Annotated in this window: 16 protein-coding genes; 3 read left to right on the forward strand and 13 right to left on the reverse strand. The window is 42.5% G+C overall.

Annotated features, from left to right (window positions below; genetic code table 11):
• Positions 1 to 43: 43 nt before the first annotated feature.
• Entirely contained in the window at positions 44 to 814 is a 771-nt protein-coding gene (locus CW749_RS14985) for a DUF4344 domain-containing metallopeptidase (protein WP_101113074.1), read from the forward strand.
• Between the two features lie 540 nt (positions 815 to 1,354).
• Complete coding sequence (locus tag CW749_RS14990; protein ID WP_101113075.1) at positions 1,355 to 4,516, forward strand: Ig-like domain-containing protein; 3,162 nt, start codon at positions 1,355 to 1,357, stop codon at positions 4,514 to 4,516.
• Positions 4,517 to 4,604: 88 nt separating this feature from the next.
• On the opposite strand, the gene CW749_RS14995 is transcribed toward CW749_RS14990, so the two are convergent.
• Both CW749_RS14995 and CW749_RS15000 read right to left on the reverse strand, forming a co-directional pair.
• Positions 4,605 to 4,916, reverse strand: a complete 312-nt coding sequence (locus CW749_RS14995) for a hypothetical protein (protein WP_101113076.1) — start codon at positions 4,914 to 4,916, stop codon at positions 4,605 to 4,607.
• The gene (locus tag CW749_RS15000; RefSeq protein ID WP_101113077.1) at positions 4,913 to 5,887 is read right to left on the reverse strand and encodes a hypothetical protein; all 975 of its coding nucleotides are present in this window, start codon (positions 5,885 to 5,887) and stop codon (positions 4,913 to 4,915) included. Before CW749_RS15000 ends, CW749_RS14995 begins: the two co-directional genes overlap by 4 nt.
• A 295-nt stretch (positions 5,888 to 6,182) precedes the next feature.
• Here CW749_RS15000 and CW749_RS15005 point away from each other — a divergent pair, with 295 nt between their 5' ends.
• Positions 6,183 to 6,563: a VOC family protein gene (locus CW749_RS15005; protein WP_101113078.1), complete on the forward strand. Its 381-nt coding sequence runs from the start codon at positions 6,183 to 6,185 to the stop codon at positions 6,561 to 6,563.
• Between the two features lie 54 nt (positions 6,564 to 6,617).
• On the opposite strand, the gene CW749_RS15010 is transcribed toward CW749_RS15005, so the two are convergent.
• The 11 genes from CW749_RS15010 to CW749_RS15060 form a co-directional block, all read right to left on the reverse strand.
• Positions 6,618 to 7,232: a fumarylacetoacetate hydrolase family protein gene (locus CW749_RS15010; protein ID WP_101113079.1), complete on the reverse strand. Its 615-nt coding sequence runs from the start codon at positions 7,230 to 7,232 to the stop codon at positions 6,618 to 6,620.
• Between the two features lie 33 nt (positions 7,233 to 7,265).
• Positions 7,266 to 7,718 (reverse strand): MarR family transcriptional regulator, encoded by a 453-nt coding sequence (locus tag CW749_RS15015; RefSeq protein ID WP_101113080.1) that lies wholly within the window; start codon positions 7,716 to 7,718, stop codon positions 7,266 to 7,268.
• A gap of 29 nt (positions 7,719 to 7,747) precedes the next feature.
• Entirely contained in the window at positions 7,748 to 11,416 is a 3,669-nt protein-coding gene (locus tag CW749_RS15020) for an AAA family ATPase (RefSeq protein WP_101113081.1), read from the reverse strand.
• Positions 11,413 to 12,693: an exonuclease subunit SbcD gene (gene sbcD / locus CW749_RS15025; protein WP_101113082.1), complete on the reverse strand. Its 1,281-nt coding sequence runs from the start codon at positions 12,691 to 12,693 to the stop codon at positions 11,413 to 11,415. The genes CW749_RS15020 and sbcD overlap by 4 nt, the downstream gene beginning before the upstream one ends.
• A gap of 137 nt (positions 12,694 to 12,830) precedes the next feature.
• Positions 12,831 to 13,241 carry a VanZ family protein gene (locus tag CW749_RS15030; protein ID WP_101113083.1) on the reverse strand — a complete coding sequence of 137 codons (411 nt, stop codon included), beginning with the start codon at positions 13,239 to 13,241 and terminating at the stop codon, positions 12,831 to 12,833.
• A 25-nt stretch (positions 13,242 to 13,266) separates the two neighbouring features.
• Entirely contained in the window at positions 13,267 to 14,133 is an 867-nt protein-coding gene (gene galU, locus CW749_RS15035) for a UTP--glucose-1-phosphate uridylyltransferase GalU (RefSeq protein ID WP_101113084.1), read from the reverse strand.
• Positions 14,134 to 14,259: 126 nt separating this feature from the next.
• Positions 14,260 to 15,567: an HlyD family type I secretion periplasmic adaptor subunit gene (locus CW749_RS15040; protein WP_180958415.1), complete on the reverse strand. Its 1,308-nt coding sequence runs from the start codon at positions 15,565 to 15,567 to the stop codon at positions 14,260 to 14,262.
• Between the two features lie 10 nt (positions 15,568 to 15,577).
• Positions 15,578 to 17,278 (reverse strand): ATP-binding cassette domain-containing protein, encoded by a 1,701-nt coding sequence (locus CW749_RS15045; RefSeq protein ID WP_101113086.1) that lies wholly within the window; start codon positions 17,276 to 17,278, stop codon positions 15,578 to 15,580.
• A 211-nt stretch (positions 17,279 to 17,489) separates the two neighbouring features.
• Positions 17,490 to 18,395 (reverse strand): hypothetical protein, encoded by a 906-nt coding sequence (locus CW749_RS15050; protein ID WP_101113087.1) that lies wholly within the window; start codon positions 18,393 to 18,395, stop codon positions 17,490 to 17,492.
• A gap of 384 nt (positions 18,396 to 18,779) precedes the next feature.
• Entirely contained in the window at positions 18,780 to 20,033 is a 1,254-nt protein-coding gene (locus CW749_RS15055) for an O-antigen ligase family protein (protein ID WP_101113088.1), read from the reverse strand.
• A gap of 2 nt (positions 20,034 to 20,035) precedes the next feature.
• Positions 20,036 to 20,731, reverse strand: coding sequence for a heparin lyase I family protein (locus tag CW749_RS15060; RefSeq protein ID WP_180958416.1), 696 nt, complete (start codon positions 20,729 to 20,731; stop codon positions 20,036 to 20,038).
• Positions 20,732 to 20,762: the final 31 nt, after the last annotated feature.

A 20,762-nucleotide genomic window follows, 5' to 3' on the forward strand; every position in this document is an offset into this window, starting at 1 on the left:
GTCAATGCTAATTTTAGAAGCATAACCTCAAAGGAATGTCTTTATGAAATATACATTTTCGACCTGTTTTTTTGCGGCACTGCTTTCTGCCTCATCATTAGCACAGAACAATATTGCTCTTAACTATTTAACGCCACTCAATGACGAAGAGAAGACCATAAAATCTTTACTCATAGACAGCGGAGTTAACGAATTGGTGGTCGGATTTGGCGACACTCTGTTTCCCTTCAAAAATACACTAACGATTGAATATGGTTCTGACGACGGTCCGCTGTTTGATCCCGAAACCAATAAAGTTCAAATGCCCTACTCTTTCGTCACAGAAGCGCATCACCATTTCGCAAAAAATGATTATCAAAAGAAATACGGCAAGAAACCCGAGCTAGGGGCAATAGATACAGTGCTTCACACCCTGATCCACGAACTGGGGCACGCATACATCGCAGATCAGCAGATCCCCGTATTAGGTAAAGAGGAAGATGCTGTTGATAATCTGGCCGCCATCATAATGATTGAGTATGTAGAAAACGGAGCGGATGCCGCTATCAGCGCCGCAGATATGTTTGATTTCGAAACACAAGGACAGCCAGACAAGTACCAACTCGTCGAATATGCTGGTGAGCATAGCTTTAATTTGCAACGTTACTTTCAAACACTGTGCCTTGTTTATGGTAGCGACCCTGAAAAATTTGCTGGCTTACTGGATGAAGTAGGAAAAGAGTATCGAGAGGAAAGAGAGTCTTTTTGCGAATATCAGTACAACACCACCAGAGACAATTGGCACACTTATCTGGGTCAAATAGATAAAGAATGATGGTGTATTACCCAAGTAACCTCAAGATACTTGGTTCAGCGAGAATTAACTGGCTTTCAAACAAGGCACCGATATGAAGATCTAGTCATTCTAAATCAAGAATCGGTAACGCAGTATGAAAGCCAGTTAAACTCGCCCTTGGGAGCCCATATTCTGTCCCATTTCATCGTCAAAGAACTTGGAAAGGACGCGTCATTCCACCGCGTTCTTCTCCTTGCTCTGAAACAGACTATGAGGCTCTGAATCCTGTATCTTGAGGTCACTTGGGTATAGACCTCAAAATCAAATCATTTAAACTGAGCCTAACTCTCTGAGGTTGTGATAATAAACGACCTATATCGCTTCTATCCAATAAGAGTAGAAGCGTATTTCCCATTTTCTTTACGTTCTCCGCTTTTTGTTTAACGCTTTAAAAAACCGATACTTACCCTTCCTATACAATTTTTCTTCCTAAGCACTTTTTGCTTCTCTCGTCATTTTTACCCGAGATAGAGCTTAACAAACCCAATGTCCTTCCAGACCCATTGCCTGAGCCCAAATATGCATTTAAAAACACTTCTTTTCACCCTATTACTAAGCAGTCTTGTATCGGGCTGTGGAGGAGAGTCATCCCCCTCTTCTCAATCTAACGGAAATGGAAATAAACCAACCACTCCAGGAACTCAAAAACCCACTAAACCGACCCAACCAGAACACCAAGTTTCTGATCACGAACTGCTGCCTTATTCTTTCAATGCTGTCGTTCAAGTTGCTGGGCGACCACATACTGTGGAACTGCAAAAATTTTCTGTCAGGCAAGAAAATGCCACCTTTTATGTGTTGAACACAGACAAATCTAGCCAAATGGAGCCCCTCAAATACATTCCTGAGGTACGAAGCTACCGAGGCAAAGTGGTTGGTCAACCAGAATCGACTATCGTCGGGTATGTTGATGGCAATAATCAGTTTTATGGCAGAGTTTTTTATGGTGGTATCAAATCTTGGGAGATAAAGAATCTCAACGTAAAAACAAAATCAACTGTTGTTGCCAGTGCATCTACAACGCTGAATCGGTCACCGGAAGATTTGAAACCAATCTCAACCTCTCATGTACTTCCTGAGCCCTCTTTAAAGAGCCCAATACCAAGTATGAAGGATTTCTACCTACAAAGAGCAGATATCACTTTTCATGCAACGGAAGACAGTTACACAAAAATATTCGGCAAAAATCTAGAGTCAGCCATTGGAGGCATGGATTACATGGCAAATTTACTGGACTATTTGTTTACAAGAGATGCGCTGATTCGTTTCAGTTATCCCGGTGGCTTGATCACTCAAAAATCGGGGAGTGTTACTCAATCAGCTCAGCAAACGGCACTCAGAAATGCATTAAAAGGCAAATTCTCGTTGTTTCACTATTTCACTGGCCCCAAAAACTCCGGCGCAAATGCTGGGCTTACCAGCTTATGTGAATTCAGTGTATCGGCTTGGTGTACACTGCATGAAGTCGGTCATGCATTTAATTTGGGGCATGATATTGGGGTAGAAACCAACAGTGTTATGGGTGCGGTTGAACTGATCCCAACCAATGCGATATCGGTGATCAAATCTTCTCCAGCAGCAACACGAGGAACGATTGTTGGGGCGTTGCGCTCCCCTATAAGCCCTAACGCGAATATCGATCACATTGATGTATCGCGAGATGGTCAAGCCACGATCAATGTGTTGGACAATGATTTCGATGCCAACGGTCCACTTTCTGGAGGCACCATCAAAATTCATAGTGTGGACTCGCGCTCACTTGCCTATGGCAACATCTCTTGGGAGTACAATGGTAAAGTCACCTACCAAGCACCCAAAGGGTTTGTTGGAGACGACCACTTTCATTACACCATCATTGATGACACTGGGATGAAAGATGAATCGGAAGTCCATGTAAAAGTCATATCCGATTCTAGAGTCGCCTTTTTTAAGAAAAGTAACGCTACTCGCCACACCAATCTACAACCCTACAACACAACAAAATATAGAACGACCCCAGTGGACCAAGTTCATAACCTCGCGGGTAAAGAACAATTTATTTCGCTTCTTCACAGCAACGCTAAGTACCCAAATTTAGGGTTTACCCAGCAAGTGTTAAAAGAAGGCGGATACGATACCGTTTATGAAAAAAACAACACGATGGCACTACGTGACTATATGCCGCACGAGCTCGCTCCCGGCCGCTCCAGCTTTTCAGTGTCGTTAGTACTCACTCAAGACGGTGATTTTATTTCTCGTGATAGTAATGGTGACTTTCACAAAACCATCCAAGAGCTTTCATTGATAGGGCAAGGGAAACTCGATGACGGCTACTCGTTGTCTTATTTTAACGGCAATCAACATCGCGTTAAGCTGAATGGTTCTCCTGCTAAGGGGCTAGGATGGACGCTAGTGTCTCGCCAGTTCTTCACTCAGCAACGTTTTAGCCAGCGCCCACATGAGATTCATGCGTTTGCCTCACCTGATTCGGTCACAGTGAATGACAATAAACCGCATGTCATCACTTGGGTAATCAATCGAGAAGCAAACACGGTGACGACTTACGTCGATGGCGTAGCTATCCCAATGGCATTAGATAGCAATCCGACTCACTTTGTAGAAGATGTACCTTTGCCTGCAAATTTGGGGGGAATTTATCCTGGTGGAACACATTATTGGTACAGTTCAGGGAGAGATTTACATACAGAGTCTTACGGTCCTTGGTTTATGAGAACCACAAACTCCGATGCTGGGAAGAAAAACCCAAGCATCTGGGAAACATCAACGGAGTTCCTATCCAAAAACATGGACGTCGACAACGTACAGATTTTCACTTATGCGTTGGCTCCTGCACAAGTCACACAAATTGCTCAGGGAGTTTACCCTGCTTATACGAATTCACCTTACAACGGTCAGGCAGTATTCTTCGATAAGCCCATTACGTTGACATGGGAACATGACAAAGCCAGCAGCTTCAAACTGGTGTATGGCTATGAGCCGTCCCTCAAGCAACCAAAGTTCTCTCAAGAAATAGGGGCAAAAAACACTCAAACGGTCGCAATTAATGATGCCCATGAAGCCTTATATTGGCGTATCGATAGTAATGTAAATGGAAAATGGGTAACTGGGCACACTTGGTCTGTTCGAAATCAACTCCAGATTGGGAATATGTTGTCACTCTCGTTTACCCAAGACGAGCTAACCAATTCGGCGCAGACGAACGCTGCTCCGTGGGGGAAGAACATCGAAGAGGACTTCGGTAACGTCAGCGTAAAGGTCAGTAATCAAACGGACTCTAACGGACGCTCAACACTATTGCTGCGTGGTGACAACGCCAACATCACATTTACCAACAATAGTGGTCGAGAGTTCAAGCAACTCAACGTATCGCTGGGATCCTATAACCAAGAGAAAGTTGGCGAGCTCGCGATCCAGTACCGCTCAGGCAGCCAATGGAAAGACGCAAAAGTACTGCATAAAAATGGATTGCCGACAGGACAAAATTACAACGGCATGTACTCCCACTCTTCCGGAGTGGGAAACGGAAAAGGCGGACCGGGCAAAAATCGTTATGCACCAGCATCTACTGATAATTTAAGTTCATATAAAGTGTCATTTCCATCTGGGGTCTTTGAAGTAAGAATCATTGTTCGAGGGCATAAAGACGTTGTGGCGATCATAGATCACGTGACTTTGATGTAGAAAGGTTGGATAGAGATTAGGGTTAACAGCCCCTAATCTTTACTCGTTTAAACTGATACCCAAGTGACCTAAAGGTACTTGGGTATACTCAAGATACTGCATCCAAAATTTTATCAATGGCCTCAATAACCTTCTTAGAAATCTTCAAAAGTTTGGCGTGAGAATCCAGAGCCTCTTCGGCCTCTATCGCAACGTTTTGCTGTTGCTTTAGCAGTTCGATGGCAATCGCAACCTCACTCGACGATTTATCCGATTTTGCCAATACCCAGCGATCCAGCCGCATAAACAACTCGTGCTGTTGCTCTCGAATCTCGAATTGTTCATCACCGATTGCAGATTGCGCTGCTCGGTTAAGCGCCTTCATACTAGCTTGCATCTCTTTGAATACGGCGTCCGTCATTTGTCTTGTCCTTTGCAACTTAGCTTACTATCAACGACCTCAACACCTTCTTCACAGTTTTCTAGTAAACCTTTTGTTGTATTGAATCGCGCAGTGACGTCTTTCATCCTAGCTTGACTTTGCACCAACGTCGCCTTGGTAAGCGTTCCGCTATTGAGGCTTTCTGCCACCTGATTATGGCTCATTCGAAAAGTATCAATGGCTTTGATCGTTTGCTGTATGAGAATAGGTGTCGCGGCCATTTCTTCCCATTGCGCATACAATCGCTCTATCTCATCTCGACTGGCTTTTAGTGGCATCTGACGAATGTTTGCTCTTCGGTTGAAATCCTGAACTTCTTCGCTTAAAACGTATGAGCGTGATAGATAAATTGCCGTGCCGATTTGATGTTCTTCAATCAATTCGACTAGCCTGATGCTAAGCTGAGAAACAATTGCATCGGAGTTTGTAATGACTTTTTTAAGTGCCCGCTGCTTTTTATCTTCACTGTAGCTCCCAACTAGAGCCACCAGCGCACTTTGAGCTATCCCTTCCTTTTCTTTTGGTATGGGCAGGCTAACCCATTGTGACGACTCTGCGGCTTGATACAAATGCAAAGCTGCCAACTCCGCATCAGCCTCATTATTGGCAGAAGCCAGATCATTAAGCGCTTTTGAATAAGCAAGAAGCGCTTTTGATATTGCAATAATGGGAGAATTTTCTGGAAGTTGGTAAGTTGCTAAAGGCTCAAACTCATCGGAATTTAGCTTTGCTTTAGAGGAACCATTATATTTAGCGGCAAGATGGGTGAGATCGCGGTGAGATTTCGCCTGATTATATTCACTAACGACCCCAGATACATGTTCAAGCATGTTGGTCGCAGACTGGCTAAAATCTGCAACTTTATTTTCCGGCACGTTAGAGCACCCCAAAAGTACCGATATCGTAGCCATTGCTACTGCATTTTTCGTAAACATCCTTTTAACTTTCATCGCTCACTTCATGTGTTGAAAAACATACTTGCACATATAATGTTGACTATTTGTGACTTCATGCACGAATTTTTAGATAACACCACCCAGCCCAACATTTAATTAAATCTTTAATTTCAGTCATTTATATTTATAGCACTGCGTATAATTGAGCATAATCACTTAGTTGTTCCTTAATATGAGACCCTTACTTCATTAGCCGATATATGTTACAAAGTTTGGGTTGGCTAACGCTACGCTCGCTCTTTTATCTCGGTGCTAGAATTACACCAGAGTAGACAATTTGAAAGGAAACATGATGTCTGTTGATCGATTGATGACCACACTTTGTACCCACAATTTACTCGCATCTAAACAATTTTATCAAACACTGTTTGGGTTTAATGTAGGCTTTGAAAGTGAGTGGTTTATCCAATTGGTCCACCCCAAAAGCAACGTTGAATTAGGGCTTATCACAGCAGAGCATGAATTGGTTCCCCCTCGGTATCAGGGAGCAGCTAGTGGCTTATTTGTTACTCTTGTCGTCGAAGATGTCGATGCTGTATTTAAAGCCGCCGAGCAGAAAAATTACGTTGTTCTTCAAACACCTGAACCCACATTTTATGGTCAAAAAAGGCTATTATTAGAAGACCCAGCTGGCGTTCTTATTGATGTTTCCACGCCACTTCCTATCTAACGTTGCTTTATTACGCATTACCCGGAAACGTAAGACAGCAGAAACGGGGTAGCACTATTTTGCTACCCATTCCGTTTCGATAAGTGTTTTATCTTGGCATTTAATTCTTGCTAAAAAGAGGTCGCCCTTTTCAATGGTTCCGACTCCTTTTGGTGTGCCTGTCATAATGACATCCCCATCTTCTAAACCGGTGTAACTTTGCAGTTCATCCAAAATTTGAAGCGGCGGATACAGCATATCTTTAGTACCACCAGACTGAACACGAACGCAGTTTATGAAGAGTTCTAAGGTCAAATTGGGTAAATCTCGCTGAGAAATAGGGACAAAACGACTGAATACAGCACTACCATCAAACGCCTTTGCTCTCTCCCATGGTAGCCCTTTGCCTTTCAGATTAGATTGAAGTGTTCTCTTGGTTAAATCCAACCCAAATCCAACATAGCTAAGCTTACCTTCCATTACCACAAAGCAAATTTCTCCTTCGTAGTGGAGCGTTTCACCGTGGAATGAGTGAAGCGTAGAACTGATAGAACTATTGGGTTTGTTGAACACCACCATTTGGTCTGGAACACTGTTGTTTAGCTCAGCAATATGTTCTGAATAATTTCGACCAACACATAGTACTTTTGAAGGTGTCACTGTCCGTTGTTCAACCTGAATGGTGTTCATCGCTAATCCTTGAGTTAATGGTTAATCCTAAAGTTAGTCGCGATCGAGCTTATTGAGCAACTTTTCACATAGCTGCTTCATTTGAATCAAATCTTCAAGATCCATATCCAATGCACACAGCATGGCGCTTGGCACTTTTTCAGCTTCTAACTTCAGTTCTTGTCCTTGCTCGGTTAGGTGCAGCTCTCTCACACGCTCGTCATGTTGTGCTCGCCGCCTTTCCACCAGCCCTTTGCTCGAAAGCCGTTTCAGTAATGGCGTAAGTGTACCTGAATCTAAATAGAGTTTATTGCCTAGCTCTTTGACATTAATACCATTTTGTGACCAAAGCACCATCATAACCAGATATTGTGGATAGGTAAGATCAAGCTTTTCTAACAGCGGGCGATAAGCACGTACCACGGCATTAGTAGCGCTATAGAGTGGAAAGCAAAATTGATTTTCCAATTGTAGAACTTTTTCGTTCTCTGTCTTTTTCTTCGTCATTATTTGTTCTATAACCCTAATATACCAATTTATACTCGATATTCGGATGCGAGCTCACTGATGCCAAGCCCACTTTTCTTAGACACTTTTAATTGAACCGGAATACGTTCTTTCATCGCCTCAATATGGCTAATAACACCAATCATTTTTCCAGACGCATTTAAGCTATCCAAAGCATCCAATGCTATATCCAAAGTTTGCGCATCCAATGTTCCAAAGCCTTCGTCTAAGAATAATGAGTCGATACTCGTCTTGTGGCTCACAAGATCAGATAAAGCCAGCGCTAATGCTAGGCTCACCAAGAAGCTTTCGCCACCAGACAATGTTTTCGTATCGCGTTCACTGTCGCCTTGCCATAAATCCAGCACACTAAGTTCTAAGCCTTCACCTTGCTTGCGTTGCAATTGATATCGACCGTACAAGCGAGAAAGCTGCTTATTCGCCAGATGAATCAAGTTGTCGAGCGTTAAACCTTGTGCGAACTTTCTGAATTTATCGCCTTTTTGGGAACCAATCATGGAATGCAGATACTGAATATCATCGTAGACGACCCGATAGCTCTCTATTTCTTCAAAAAATGCCGCCTGATCATTTCGCCTTTGCTGATCCGATGCCAACTCTTGGTTAATTTCCCCTTCCCGCTTGGTTCGTAGATCCAGTGCTTGCTGAACTTCCTCTAGTTTAAAAGTCAGCGCTTCTAAACTGTCTTTATCCCATTCGGGGGCATTAACGTGCTCATTCATTTCACTCAGTTTCTTTTTGCAACTTTCAAGTAGCGTTTGAGACTGCGTGATGGCATGGCTAAGGCTTTGTTGAAGCGCCTTTAACCTGCCTTTTTCGTCTTCAGCCAACAGCGCGGCTTGGTACGCTTCTGTGTTCTCAAATGGGCTGATTTCCAGAGCTGTTAGCCAAGAGTGTTCGGCTTCTTTAAGCGATTTTTCTGTGACATCTAAGTTTGTAATCAAGGTCGATTTTTTGCCTAGCGCATTCGCTAGTTTTTCCTGTGACAGTTTTAGCTGACCATCAACACTCTTGTGCAAGCTATCTAGAGTAGTCACTTTTTCACGAATTTGATTTCGTTCATTAGTAACCACCTTGTCTTTAAAAGCTTCAAAACGCTTCGATTTAACCGCAGTCAGAGCATGCTCTGTATCTTTTACTTGCTGAAGCTGAACGTTTAGTTCATTCGATAATTCTACTTTCTGCTTTGCCAACGTATCAGAGTGGCTTTGAGTAACCGCGATGCTCTGCTTTAACTCTTCTAACTTTTGACTGGACTGTTGATACTCTGAAATTTGTTTTTCTAATCCATCAAACCACTGTTGGGTATTTTGAGAAGGAAAACTCAGCCCTAAAGATTCAACCTGATGTTTAAACTCGTTTTCGGCGGTTTGTGTTTCTTTGGTTAAGCCTTGAGATCTAGCGAGTAATTCTTTGGTCATTGACTCGGACATTTGCAAATCTTTATCCAGTAACTGCAACCGCCCATCTAATTGCTGTAATTTTTCAGATAGATCATTTTTGCGCTTTTGAGTTTGTTCTAACTCTTTGAATGCGGATTTATTCTGTAAAAGGTGTGTTTTGGTAAACGTAATTCTTTGTTCCAAGCCTCTAACTGCATTCATTGCGCTGTTTGTATCTTCTATAGAAATTGGCACTTCCAGATTTGGTACTTTCTGATACCACTCAGAAGCAATTTTCCCTAGCTCAACTTGAAGAGAGTCCGCTTTCTCTTGGTTCTCTTTTTGGTGACGTTCTAACGTGCTTACTTGAACCGAAAGTGCTTCACCAGATTGTTTAATCTCTTCGAGTTGCTTTTCTGCTTCACTCTTTTTTGACACAGTTTCAGGTAGTGCTTCAATACCATTTTCCAGTATTGGGTGCTCTAAGCCACCGCACAGAGGACAAGGTGTGTCCGGAGACAATTGAGCACGGTACACTGCCAAATGCTCCTCTTGAGACACCAACTGGTGAAGGGATTGCACCAGTTGATTCTGAGACTTGTATTGTGCTCGCATGTTATCGCGTTGTGTAAGCAATACTGCGAGATCTGATTTCTGCTTATCTCGTTCCTGATCGATATTTCGTTTCTCGCTGTTTAGCTCACTCCAGCGCTCCTGACTATGCTGAAGCTGTAAAGTCAAAATTAGCTGTTGATTTAGCCGCTCTAGATCTGACTCCAGATTCTCGACCGTGCCATTTTGACAAAGCGCCTGAAAAGCAGCGGTTGCTTTTGTTTCTTCGTCATTCAGCTCTAAATAAGTAGGGGTAAGCTGCGACTTCTCCGATTCTAGCTGGCTCTTTTTCCTTGTATGCTCACTGAACTCAGACTCTGCCTGCTTTAGCTTTTGGATTAGGTGTTGGCTTTCCTGCCATTGGTTTTGAATAAGAGAGGTTTGTACTTTCCACTTTTCTAAGTTTGGGGCAACCTGCGCAAGCGTTTCATTTTGCTTTAGAAACAGCTCCGTATTCCGCAATTCATTACTTTGAGATACCGCCAATAGCTCAATGCGCTTTAATTCCTCTTGCACGTCGTTAAGTTTGGCTTCGGATTGTGCGACTGACTTTGACTCTGTCTGTATCTTGTTTGCCAGTTGTTCCATTTGGTTATCCAACGGTAAAACCGTCTGGGTAATCAAATCTTCTAGATCATGCTGCTCTTTTTTGGCGTTAACGAGCGCTTGCTGGGATTCATCAAGCTTTTGATTTAGGGATTGGAAAGCCTCTTCTAATTCCGTCGTTTCGCGAGTTAAGCCCGTGATTTCAAGTTGCTGCTGCGAGTGAGACTGATTCAGTTCGGTGCACTTGGAATAGAGTGGTTGAAGGCGTTCGGCAGGCTCAGAAAACGAAAGCTTATCGAGGTCGTTTTGAGATTCTAGTTGAGATTTCTGTGCGGATTCCAGTGCAACTTCTGCACTTTGAAGCTCATTTTCCAAACTCGCTTTATCATTCTTCCATCGGATGCTCATGTCTAATTGCTGCTTAGACAATTTGGCATCGGATTGCAGAGTAACCAAGCTATCGAGCTCCGCTTTCAATTCACTGCAATATTCCGCACTGAGTAACTGCACGCCTTGCGCTTTGGACTCTAACGCGACCATCTTCTGTTTGGATTCTGACCAATGTTGATGAACGCGCTCCGATATCAAGCCATAAATCTCGGTACCCGTTAGCTCTTCTAGCAGCTCCGCTCTTTCTGACTCTTTCGCATTAAGAAACGCAGCGAATTGCCCCTGGGAAAGCATCATTGATTTAGTGAAACGATCGAAGTCTAGACCCGTTACTTGCTCAACAACTTCTAATTTCTTTTTGGCTTGTGAGGCAATGATTTTGTTGTTTTCAACTTCAGCGAGTTCGACAACGGCTGCCTGTAGGTTCCCATCGGATTTGCCATGGGAACGTCGCATACTCCAAAACGCACGATAGGCTTTCCCTTTAACGTCAAATTCAACCTCAGAGAGGCATTCCGCCTCTCCTCTTGTCATCACTTCATTGTTGGAAGGTGTGAGTAACCCAAGGCGTGGGGTTTTGTGATAAATCGCTAAGCATATAGCATCGAGAAGCGTGGTTTTTCCAGCCCCCGTAGAGCCTGTAATGGCAAAAAGCCCATTATCGTTAAATGGCGCTTGAGTGAAGTCTATTTTCCACTCGCCTTTGAGCGAATTGAGGTTTTTGAATCTTAAAGAGAGGATCTTCATTTCATTGATTCCTCAACTTCCGACACGATCTTCAAAAATGTGTTTTGTAATCGCACCTTTCTTTCAAGCTCTTCATCAGATTCAAACACTTCTTGATCCAACCTTTTCTCAAACACATCAGCTGGTTTAAGCTCATCTAGCGTCTCGTTCTTTTCTTGCGTCAGTGCCTTTCTGCGTGAAGACTGGCTGCGTTTAAGTTGCAGTACTTCTACAGGTAAGTCCTCAACCAGTAGCTGAATACGCTGTTGAAGATCGGAAAGATAATCGTCTATTTCTACCTCAACGCTAACCCACATTGATCCATCCCCAACCTGATGTTCATTCTGAGCCTCTTTTGACGAATTCTCATCTAACCGGTAATCATTGAGCTGAGTTTCAATTTCAGCCAAAGAGCCTGAAATGGTTGCCATTGCTTGGAAGCGGGGAACAAAAATAGGTGTAATGGTTGGTGAGAGGCTTTGTTCAAACTCCAGCAACAATACTTGTTTCTCTGATTTCAGTTCATCAAAGCTTAATGGAATAGGTGAGCCGCAATAGCGAATGTGTTCCTTTTTAGCCACTATTTGGGGGCGATGAATATGCCCCAATGCGATGTAGTCTGCGGGCGGGAAACCGTCAGCGGCAAATCCTTCTAAGCTGCCTATATAAATATCCCTGACCGATTCAGATTGTTTCACTCCCATAGCAGTGAGATGCCCAGTAGCAACAATAGGGATAGCTCTAATTGAGCTTGCACGTTGCAATTCTTTTTGTCTGCTGAGTGCGTGGCTATACACGCTCGCATAATGCGTTTTAATCGCGTCTGCCAACGCTACTTTTTTGTCTATCGATGATTCACCAGATTGACTGACCACCAGATCCCTTGGGCGTAAAAAAGGTATAGCGCACAGCAAAGCACCAATATCACCCTTATCATCTTTTAGTTCTATTACTTGCTGATCATTTTCTTCAAGACTGCTTGCGATTACGTGCGTATTGAGATAAGCGAGAATCTGCTTTGTTTCATTCAGTACTGAAACAGAATCATGGTTACCACCCAAAACAACCAACGCACACTGCGTTTTTTGAAGTGCAACAACAAATTGGTTGTACATTTCTCGAGCGTAGCTTGGTGGTGAGCCCGTATCAAAAATGTCACCAGCAACAATCAGCGCGTTAACTTGATGCTCAGTGATCTGCTCTAAAAGCCAATCTAAAAAAGCCTGATGTTCGTTTTTTCTGCTCTTGGTGTAGAAGTTTTGACCTAAGTGCCAGTCTGAGGTGTGAATGATCCGCATGTCATTGTTTTTTCGTTTTTATCATGTAGCCAGTTTATACCTAAGTAACCTCAAGATGCTAGGAAATGGTATTAGGGCAATAACAGGCACTGTTTAGGCGTATCACTTGGTTAATGAAGTACGGGTAAGAGTCTAAGCTATTTGAGATCTTTCGAAAAAAAGAATGAAACTTGGTAAAGTAAAACACCACCAAGGCACCCAAATATATTACACGAGAGATCAACCCAAGAAAATTGCCGGCTGGGAATCCAGATCTGGGAAAATTCGTCGATCAGCATTAATAACAGCAACAATCTCAGAAACGGTTTACCCGTTACTTTACTTGCGAGCGTTGCTGTAAAACCCAATATAAAAGCAAAAGAGAAGTGAAAAGCAAGATCGTAGTGCTGAATAGCATAACGCAGGTCACCGGAAAGCAAACCGATGCTCTGCAGTATTGAAAGGCTGCCTACCAATGCGATACAGCTAAAAAACAGACCAATCACCAAGCTCTGTTGAGCTGAGTTGGAACGATTGGTCTGGTTATCGAGTTCTTTCATCTTTGTCATAATCTCAGGAGAGTATCCCCTTCAATTATTTCTTACCTGTTACCTTTTTGGCAAGTTTTGAAGCGTGGCCTTTAAGATAAACATTTTCGTAGCAGTAATTGGTCGCTTCGATATAGCCTTCAACGCTACCACAATCGAATCGCTGACCGTCAAATTTGTATGCTAGAACACATCCAGATTGCGCTTGTTTAAGAAGCGCATCCGTTATTTGGATTTCACCACCTTTGCCTGGTTCAGTTTTCTCGATCAATTCGAAGATATCAGGTGTTAAGATATAACGGCCGATGATCGCAAGATTACTCGGTGCAGTGCCCGGTTCAGGCTTTTCTACCATGTCATCAACACGGAATAGTTTGTCCTTGATCATTTCACCAGAAATCACACCGTACTTGTGCGTTTCTTCTTCTGGTACTTCTTCAACCGCAACTATTGAGCAACGAAACTGCTTGTAGAGTGCGACCATTTGCGCCAATACGCCTTCACGCTTGTTCACACAAAGGTCATCCGCTAGAACGACGGCAAATGGCTCATCACCGACCAATTCACGCCCAGTAAGAATAGCGTGACCTAACCCTTTCATCTCACGTTGACGGATATAGGTAAAATTAGCGGCGTCGATGATTTCACGAATATCAATCAGCAGCTCTTCTTTGTTTGTTCCACTGATTTGGTGCTCTAACTCGTAGTTTTTATCAAAGTGGTCCATTAGAGAATGTTTACCACGCCCCGTAACAATACACATATCGGTCATTCCAGCCTGTATTGCTTCTTCCACACCGTATTCAATCAATGGTTTGTTAACGATAGGCATCATTTCCTTAGGCATCGATTTTGTTGCTGGTAAAAAGCGCGTTCCATAGCCCGCTGCCGGAAAAAGGCATTTCTTGATCATCTCAACTCCGTTTTCGTTGTTCAGTTATGGGTTAACCCATAAGATTTAAATTGGTGTTATTGGTGAAAAGGTCAACGACCTTTCGTATCTCACTTTAATTAAGTGATTGTAATATATGAATCTGTTTCAGCTTTCTCTGAAGGCTCTCAGTAAACTGACTTTCAGTGGTTCTAACAGGTAGTCTAGTGGTCGTTTTTCTTCTAGTAGTACATAGACTTCCGCTGGCATCCCTGGATACAACTCCAAATCTGGGTTGTTGGATATTTCTTGGCTATTTAGCTTCACTTTTACTTTGAAACCACTCAGCTCCTCGCCATCAGAATTCGTTCTGTCGGCATCGATGTATACAACCTCACCTTGCACCGGAGGCGTTGTTCTGAAATTAAACGCCGAAAGACGAATCAAAGCTTGCTGACCAACCCTAACCACGTCAATATCATTAGGGTTAATGATCGCTTCTACAATCAAGCTGTCGTTGTCTGGAACAATTTCCATCAGGCTTTCACCTGCCCCAACGACTTCACCTGCAGCATTCACTTTCAACCCTAATACAACTCCACTAGCTGGACTCTTTACGACCGTACGAGCCTGCACATCCTTGGCGAGGTTTAATTCTGCTTCTAAGGTGATAAGCGCATTGCGAACCTCTGCGATTTGAGTTTCAACCTCAGAGCGATTTCTTTGTTGAATCGCACTTTTTTGCTGATCCAGTTCAGATAGCGATAAGATCTGCCCATCCAATTCAGACTGAACCGAAATAATGTCTGATACTAGTAAAACTTCTGACCTCTTGAGCTCCAGTACTTTTAAGCGTGAGGTGAAACCTTCGGCTAAAAGCTGATCATGCATTTCTATTTCGTCGTTGAGAAACCCCAACGCTTGTTTCCTCTGTGCCAACATCTGAGACGAGAAGGAGCGCCGATTTCGGGTCTGTTTCAAGCGTGAGTCTACGATATCCAACTCCTTCATCCGCATATCCATGCGGCTGGTAAACAGAGAACGCTGATTGGCGATTAGCGTGTCAATCTCCAACGCAAGGTGGGGAAACTGCTCTTTGTCAATAGAAGGAACATAACGGGACAAATTATCTCGTTCTGCCAGTAATCGTTGATATTCTATTTGGCGGCTAATCCAAGTAAGCTGAGTTTGCTTTAGTCGACTCTGAAACGTGATATCTGAAATTTTTATCAGCGGAGCACCTTTCTCGACTTTCTGACCTTCACGAACATACACTTGGGCAACAATGCCGCCTTCTAAGTGTTCAATGCTTTTCCGTTTACTCTCGACAATAACAATACCCGAAGCTATCGCAGCGGAATCCAGCTTCGCAAACCAAGTCCAAGCCGCAAATAAACCTAAGCTCAAGAACAAAAATATTGTCGCGCGCTTTATGAGACGATTGTTGTCGGTCATTAACTGTGTTGAGTCATTCATCATGAAGCCTTTAGTATTTTATCGCTTGGTAGTTTGAGTGACTGGCGATATTCACGCTTTTCTTATCCAGTTTCGTTTTATTTTCGTACGCTTCTGAAATGACACCATCTTTAAGTTCAACGACATAATCAGCCAGCTTCATCATTAACGGAGAACTGCTTACGAAGATGATCCCTACTCCGTTACTTTTTAACGTTTCGAGGTGTTTAACCAAATATTGAATCGTTTGATTATCAAGAAATGCCGTCGGCTCATCCAAAATGAGAAGTTTAGGTTGGTAATAAAAGCAGCGAGCTAAGGCCAAACGTTGCATTTCACTACGAGACAGTTCCACCCCTTCTAACCCCAGCATGGTTCCGTAGCTTTGCGGGAGCTTCGCGACAAAGCTGTGGCACTGGGCTGCTTTACTCGCATTTACGACATTTTCAGGGACATGCATATCTAAATGATCACCAAACCCACTGATATTGTCAGATACAGTCGCATCAAAAACATCAATCACTTGGGGTAAATAACCGATGGACTCAGCGAGACGCATGGTATCCAGCTTGTCGATATTGATCCCATTGACTCGTACTTGCCCTTTAGTTGGCACATAATAATTCGCCAAAAGCTTGAGCAAGGTTGATTTACCAGCTCCGGATGCCCCTTTGATAGCCAAGCAATGACCAGGCTTTAGGTTGAAACCAATGTTGTGAACCAAAAGTCGGTCGCCTAGCCCTCGATAAGTCACTTGGTCAACAGACAACTCAATCTCTTCTAATGCGATATCCATTTTGCTGTCTTCTTGATGACTAGAAAAAACAGCACTGATTCTTTCGAACGCTTCTTTCGATTCCAACCAATTGAAGTATTGGTTTGCACCTTGATCTATCGGTGCCAGTATTCTGCCTAGTAATATTGAAGCTGCCAAAAGCGAGCCAGCCATTATCTGTTCGTTAATAACCAACCAAGCACCAACCGCAAAAACACCAATTTGAACAGTCATCCTGATCATCTTAATGGTGCTTTGACCATGATTAGTGAATCGCTTTGAACGCTGCTCTTGTTCAAGGGTTCGGCTGTGTTTTTGATTCCAGCGCTCCAGTACTTTTCCTGAGGCTTGATACGCCTTAAGTAACTTCCCCTTACTAAACAGTTTTTGAACTGAGGACGATTGCTGGATCGCCATATTCTTCGCTTCGTTCATATTTTTGTGTGTCAACAGCAGTAACAAGCCACTTGCCGCCGATAGCACCAGTGTTGCTGCAAGCGCATAAGCGCCGAGTACAGGATGAAGAAGAAATAGAACAATGATGAAAATGAGCGACCAAGGAAGGTCCGATAAGCTTCGATGAAAAGGAGAAGATAGGTATTGCTTCGCCAACTGATGATCTTTTACCGCTTTGTGTGCAGCTGCTGCATTCTTGGAGGATAAATTAAGGCTCTTTTGAATCAGCAATTCGCCAAACGATTGATCATAAATAGACGATAGATTATTGAGAACTTGTTGTCGTGTATAGTCCATCGCAACTTGTACGATAAGGAGAAAGACAGCAATTACAGCAAGAAAAAGGAGTGTATCCGTACTGCGAGAAGAGAGTACACGGTCAAACACCTGCAAACTGTATATTGGCAATACCAATACTAAGAGGTTCGCAAATACGGAGAATATTTGAAAATAGAAGAAGTTTTTCTTGCGATAAGAAGTAAATGTAGACCAACGTTTCATAAACGATTTCTGCCTGTGAGTCTTTTAATATTTATTATGTTTCTAGCCTGCTTAGACTCTTAAAATAAAAAACCTAAGACAAAACAAGTATAAAGTGCCTCAGGCTTCACGGGCATACTCAGAATGCATATTGGGAGTAATTTCACCCCTGTGCATGAGCCAAGTACTAAAAGGGATCGCACTTAGCTGGCGATCCCTCATTATGACTGGCTTATACTGGAGCGAAGTCCGTATCAGTAGTCAGTATCTGATAGGCGTCGTCAGCCGTGTAAACTGTCACAGAGTAGAACACATCAGCATTCAGACCTTGCGCCTGCAAGTACATTTCTTCTGCAGAACTCAATGCGCTGCTGGAATGTCCAGTAATGCTTCCGTCCAGTGTTAGGTCAATGTTAGACAGTACTAAACCAAATCCAACTTCCGATTCAGCATCATTTGCAGCCAGTAAGGTGCTGTCAATAGTGAGCGCAGCTGGCGCAACTTTCCCTGTGCCTTTAACTACTTCAAAGTTTTCAAACGTCACCGTATCTGTGCCACTCAGCTTTAATACATCGAAACCAGAACCACCGTCTGCATCACGCCCAGTTACACCTGCAGCTGGACCAAGTAAACCAGATACATCAACCACATCATTACCTGTGCCCGCATCAATATCAAAGCGTGTGAACTGAGAATTCTTAGCATTTGTGATTGAAATGGTGTCGTTTCCCGCACCTGAGTTAATTTCGAAGAGATTGCCCCAGCTGATGCTATTTGAGAATGCGGATACAGAAATATTGTCGTTACCTGTACCAGTGTCGATTTCACCACGCTTAGCGTTAGAAACCGCGATTGAAGCGCCGTTGTTGTTCTGGTTATCGATATCTACATCGACAAAGTTGTTTACGTAAACAATTTGATCAGTACCATCAACTTTCGCTTCTTTGTAACCCGCTTTATTCCAGCTATCAGAAGAAAGGATCGTGGCGCTCAAAACACCACTCGTAGACTCAAGGTTTACACCATCTGCAGATACCAAACCCGCTCCAACTAGAGATTGAGTTGCATTTCCTGCAGTAAGACCTGACGCTGAGCCTGTGCCATCTGTATTAGTTGTCCCTACATATGTTGTAGTCATTTCCATGTCTCCAAAATTATAAATAACACAAGTTAACTAGCACCAAGATTTAAGGCTTATTATTTTTGGTGCCACATTGTTGAAATCATGAAAAATTATATTGAGCTTAACGTCAATTTGACACTGCTCTGACAGACAATAATGACAAAATAGGACTGCAGTATTAGAGTTTCCTAACCTAATATTAAAAGGTTAATTAAATAAGGTGAATTTTACTAATTTTAGGCATGACAATATTAGCCTAGATTTTTAAAAAATAATGAATAAAAAACCCCAGTACTATTTATTTATTAGAAAACATTATATAAAAATCAACAAGAAACGGATTAAATCTTAATATATCAAATAGTTAGAATAAGCCATACCAAACTAATGAATGAGTAACTAGTTCAGTTGGTCTTCACCTTCTACTTCTCGAGAGTGGCAGAACAAAATCATACTTAGCACCAAAACCCAAATAAAAGCATTACTTACCAATACTCCACTAGATGCTGATGCAATAGTTAAACCGCCAGTAATTACTGCAATTGCAACCGATAACTGCTGCTCATAAGTATGAGTCAGCGTTTTAGACATGAGCGCTGAAAACATACTTTTCCCCATCCAGACAAGTACCGCTATGCTCCCCGGAATACCAATACCTAGCACAAGATCCATATATGAACTGTGTGTTGTTTTCGCTGCCCAACCAAAAGCCGAGGAGTATTGATACATGATTTCTGGTCGACTAAATACACCAATTCCATAACCTAGCAGTGGTCGTTCCAATATCAAATCAAATAGAACTTCCCAAAGCCCTGTTCTTCCTGTCAGAGTTGGATCTTTCCCAAGTAATATCAGAATGTCGTGTAGAAAAACATTCAATAGAGTGATTGAAAAAATAAGACCTACAGAATAAAAAGCTAACAATACAATTTTCTGACGAATCATTGGCTTGGCGATTACAAAGCGTACAAAGAAAAAAGTAGTCATTACTATGATCATTGTCAGCAACGCAGTTATTGACTTAGACATAATAACCATTAACAAACAACACAAAAATAAGCTTAACTGTTTCATATCCCTACGCTTTGATCCAAACCACCAACGCTGAAAAAATATGATACTAATAACGGCAAAAAACGAACCTGCACCGTTTTTATGAACAAACAAACCTCGCCAAGAACCTGCGTGTACACCATTCATTATCGCGTATTGAGGAAATACAAACACATAGATAATATTCAATACGACGACCGCTGTAAAAAAGGTAACCAATGTATTGTATAGGGCTTCTGGTCCGTAATAACGGTAATAAAGAAAGACAGGTATCGAAACAACAGACACCGAAATTAAATACCTCAGTGCAAGGCTTGAGTTCGGAGAAAATAAAATCGAAAGTAAGCTGAACGCAATAATGGTGTACGCCAGTAAACTTATCCTCATTTGCACAAATATTCTTTTTCCCGTTAAGAAAAAGAACAAAGCAATTAAGCCCAAGAGTGCCATTTGCATGAACTTTTGAGGTGTGTAGCTGATTTGATTCAGCAGGTGCTGAGCAGCGGGGTAACCGAAACCCATGTTAGTTGATCGGACAAGCACAAGATAAAACAGTGCGGTCAGACAGAAAAAATTAAAAGAGTCTCTTCGAATCAGCATACTTAGTTAAGCTCCAAATCCTTAACTTTCAAGCTTATTTCGGGATACTTATCCCAACTTGTTGGTTTATAAATGCCCAGTTTAAAAAACGGCATTCTGGCATCATTAAACGTGTTTGGACCGCATGTTTCGCTCAGTAAAACTCCATTTAAGTAGGTTTTGAGACACTCGTTATTAGAGGTAGACAAGACACCTTCTATTCTAAACTGATTCCATACATTAGCTTCATAAGTCACGCCTTCGAAAAGTTTCCGCGAACGAATAGAATTACCATTAGACGCACAGGAACCATATTCAGTACTGGATACCTTTTTATGATCCCAGCGATTGAACATCCTTAGTTTTCCATTTTTGGTTTCTAGTGCCATGATAGGGCAACGCCAGATTTCCCCTTTATCAGGGAAAGAATGAATTTGAAAATAGCTATGCCATTGATTGGAATATTGGTAAGTATCATCAACCATAAAACGAAAACTCAAGGAGAAGGGTTTATCCCGCTTTAGCCCCTTTTGAACTGCGATTTCACAGCGCTTTCTGCCTTTTTTAGGCTTCAGTTTAAACTCTACAGATGTACTAAGAGAACCTTTATCCCATAATGTCGGGTGGCATTCGTAAACCAAGGAAATCGGACTTACAGTAGAAATAAATTCGTCTTGTTGAAGTGTTTTTTTGGGGCTGGCAGACGAAGAAAAAGTCATCGTCAAAGTTGCACAAACGAGAAGTCCCGCT

Origin of the sequence: Vibrio sp. vnigr-6D03, from assembly GCF_002835515.1 — a bacterium.
Lineage (GTDB): Bacteria > Pseudomonadota > Gammaproteobacteria > Enterobacterales > Vibrionaceae > Vibrio > Vibrio penaeicida.

Bases quoted from the DNA above. Each gene is read 5' to 3' on its own strand.
- CW749_RS15010 (WP_101113079.1), bottom strand. From the start codon at position 7,232: ATGAACACCATTCAGGTTGAACAACGGACAGTGACACCTTCAAAAGTA.
- CW749_RS15045 (WP_101113086.1), bottom strand. From the start codon at position 17,278: ATGAAACGTTGGTCTACATTTACTTCTTATCGCAAGAAAAACTTCTTC.
- sbcD (WP_101113082.1), bottom strand. From the start codon at position 12,693: ATGCGGATCATTCACACCTCAGACTGGCACTTAGGTCAAAACTTCTAC.
- CW749_RS15005 (WP_101113078.1), top strand. From the start codon at position 6,183: ATGATGTCTGTTGATCGATTGATGACCACACTTTGTACCCACAATTTA.
- CW749_RS14990 (WP_101113075.1), top strand. From the start codon at position 1,355: ATGCATTTAAAAACACTTCTTTTCACCCTATTACTAAGCAGTCTTGTA.
- CW749_RS15020 (WP_101113081.1), bottom strand. From the start codon at position 11,416: ATGAAGATCCTCTCTTTAAGATTCAAAAACCTCAATTCGCTCAAAGGC.
- CW749_RS15050 (WP_101113087.1), bottom strand. From the start codon at position 18,395: ATGACTACAACATATGTAGGGACAACTAATACAGATGGCACAGGCTCA.
- CW749_RS15030 (WP_101113083.1), bottom strand. From the start codon at position 13,241: ATGACAAAGATGAAAGAACTCGATAACCAGACCAATCGTTCCAACTCA.
- CW749_RS15055 (WP_101113088.1), bottom strand. From the start codon at position 20,033: ATGCTGATTCGAAGAGACTCTTTTAATTTTTTCTGTCTGACCGCACTG.
- galU (WP_101113084.1), bottom strand. From the start codon at position 14,133: ATGATCAAGAAATGCCTTTTTCCGGCAGCGGGCTATGGAACGCGCTTT.
- CW749_RS14985 (WP_101113074.1), top strand. From the start codon at position 44: ATGAAATATACATTTTCGACCTGTTTTTTTGCGGCACTGCTTTCTGCC.
- CW749_RS15040 (WP_180958415.1), bottom strand. From the start codon at position 15,567: ATGAATGACTCAACACAGTTAATGACCGACAACAATCGTCTCATAAAG.
- CW749_RS15000 (WP_101113077.1), bottom strand. From the start codon at position 5,887: ATGAAAGTTAAAAGGATGTTTACGAAAAATGCAGTAGCAATGGCTACG.
- CW749_RS15060 (WP_180958416.1), bottom strand. From the start codon at position 20,731: ATGACTTTTTCTTCGTCTGCCAGCCCCAAAAAAACACTTCAACAAGAC.
- CW749_RS14995 (WP_101113076.1), bottom strand. From the start codon at position 4,916: ATGACGGACGCCGTATTCAAAGAGATGCAAGCTAGTATGAAGGCGCTT.
- CW749_RS15015 (WP_101113080.1), bottom strand. From the start codon at position 7,718: ATGACGAAGAAAAAGACAGAGAACGAAAAAGTTCTACAATTGGAAAAT.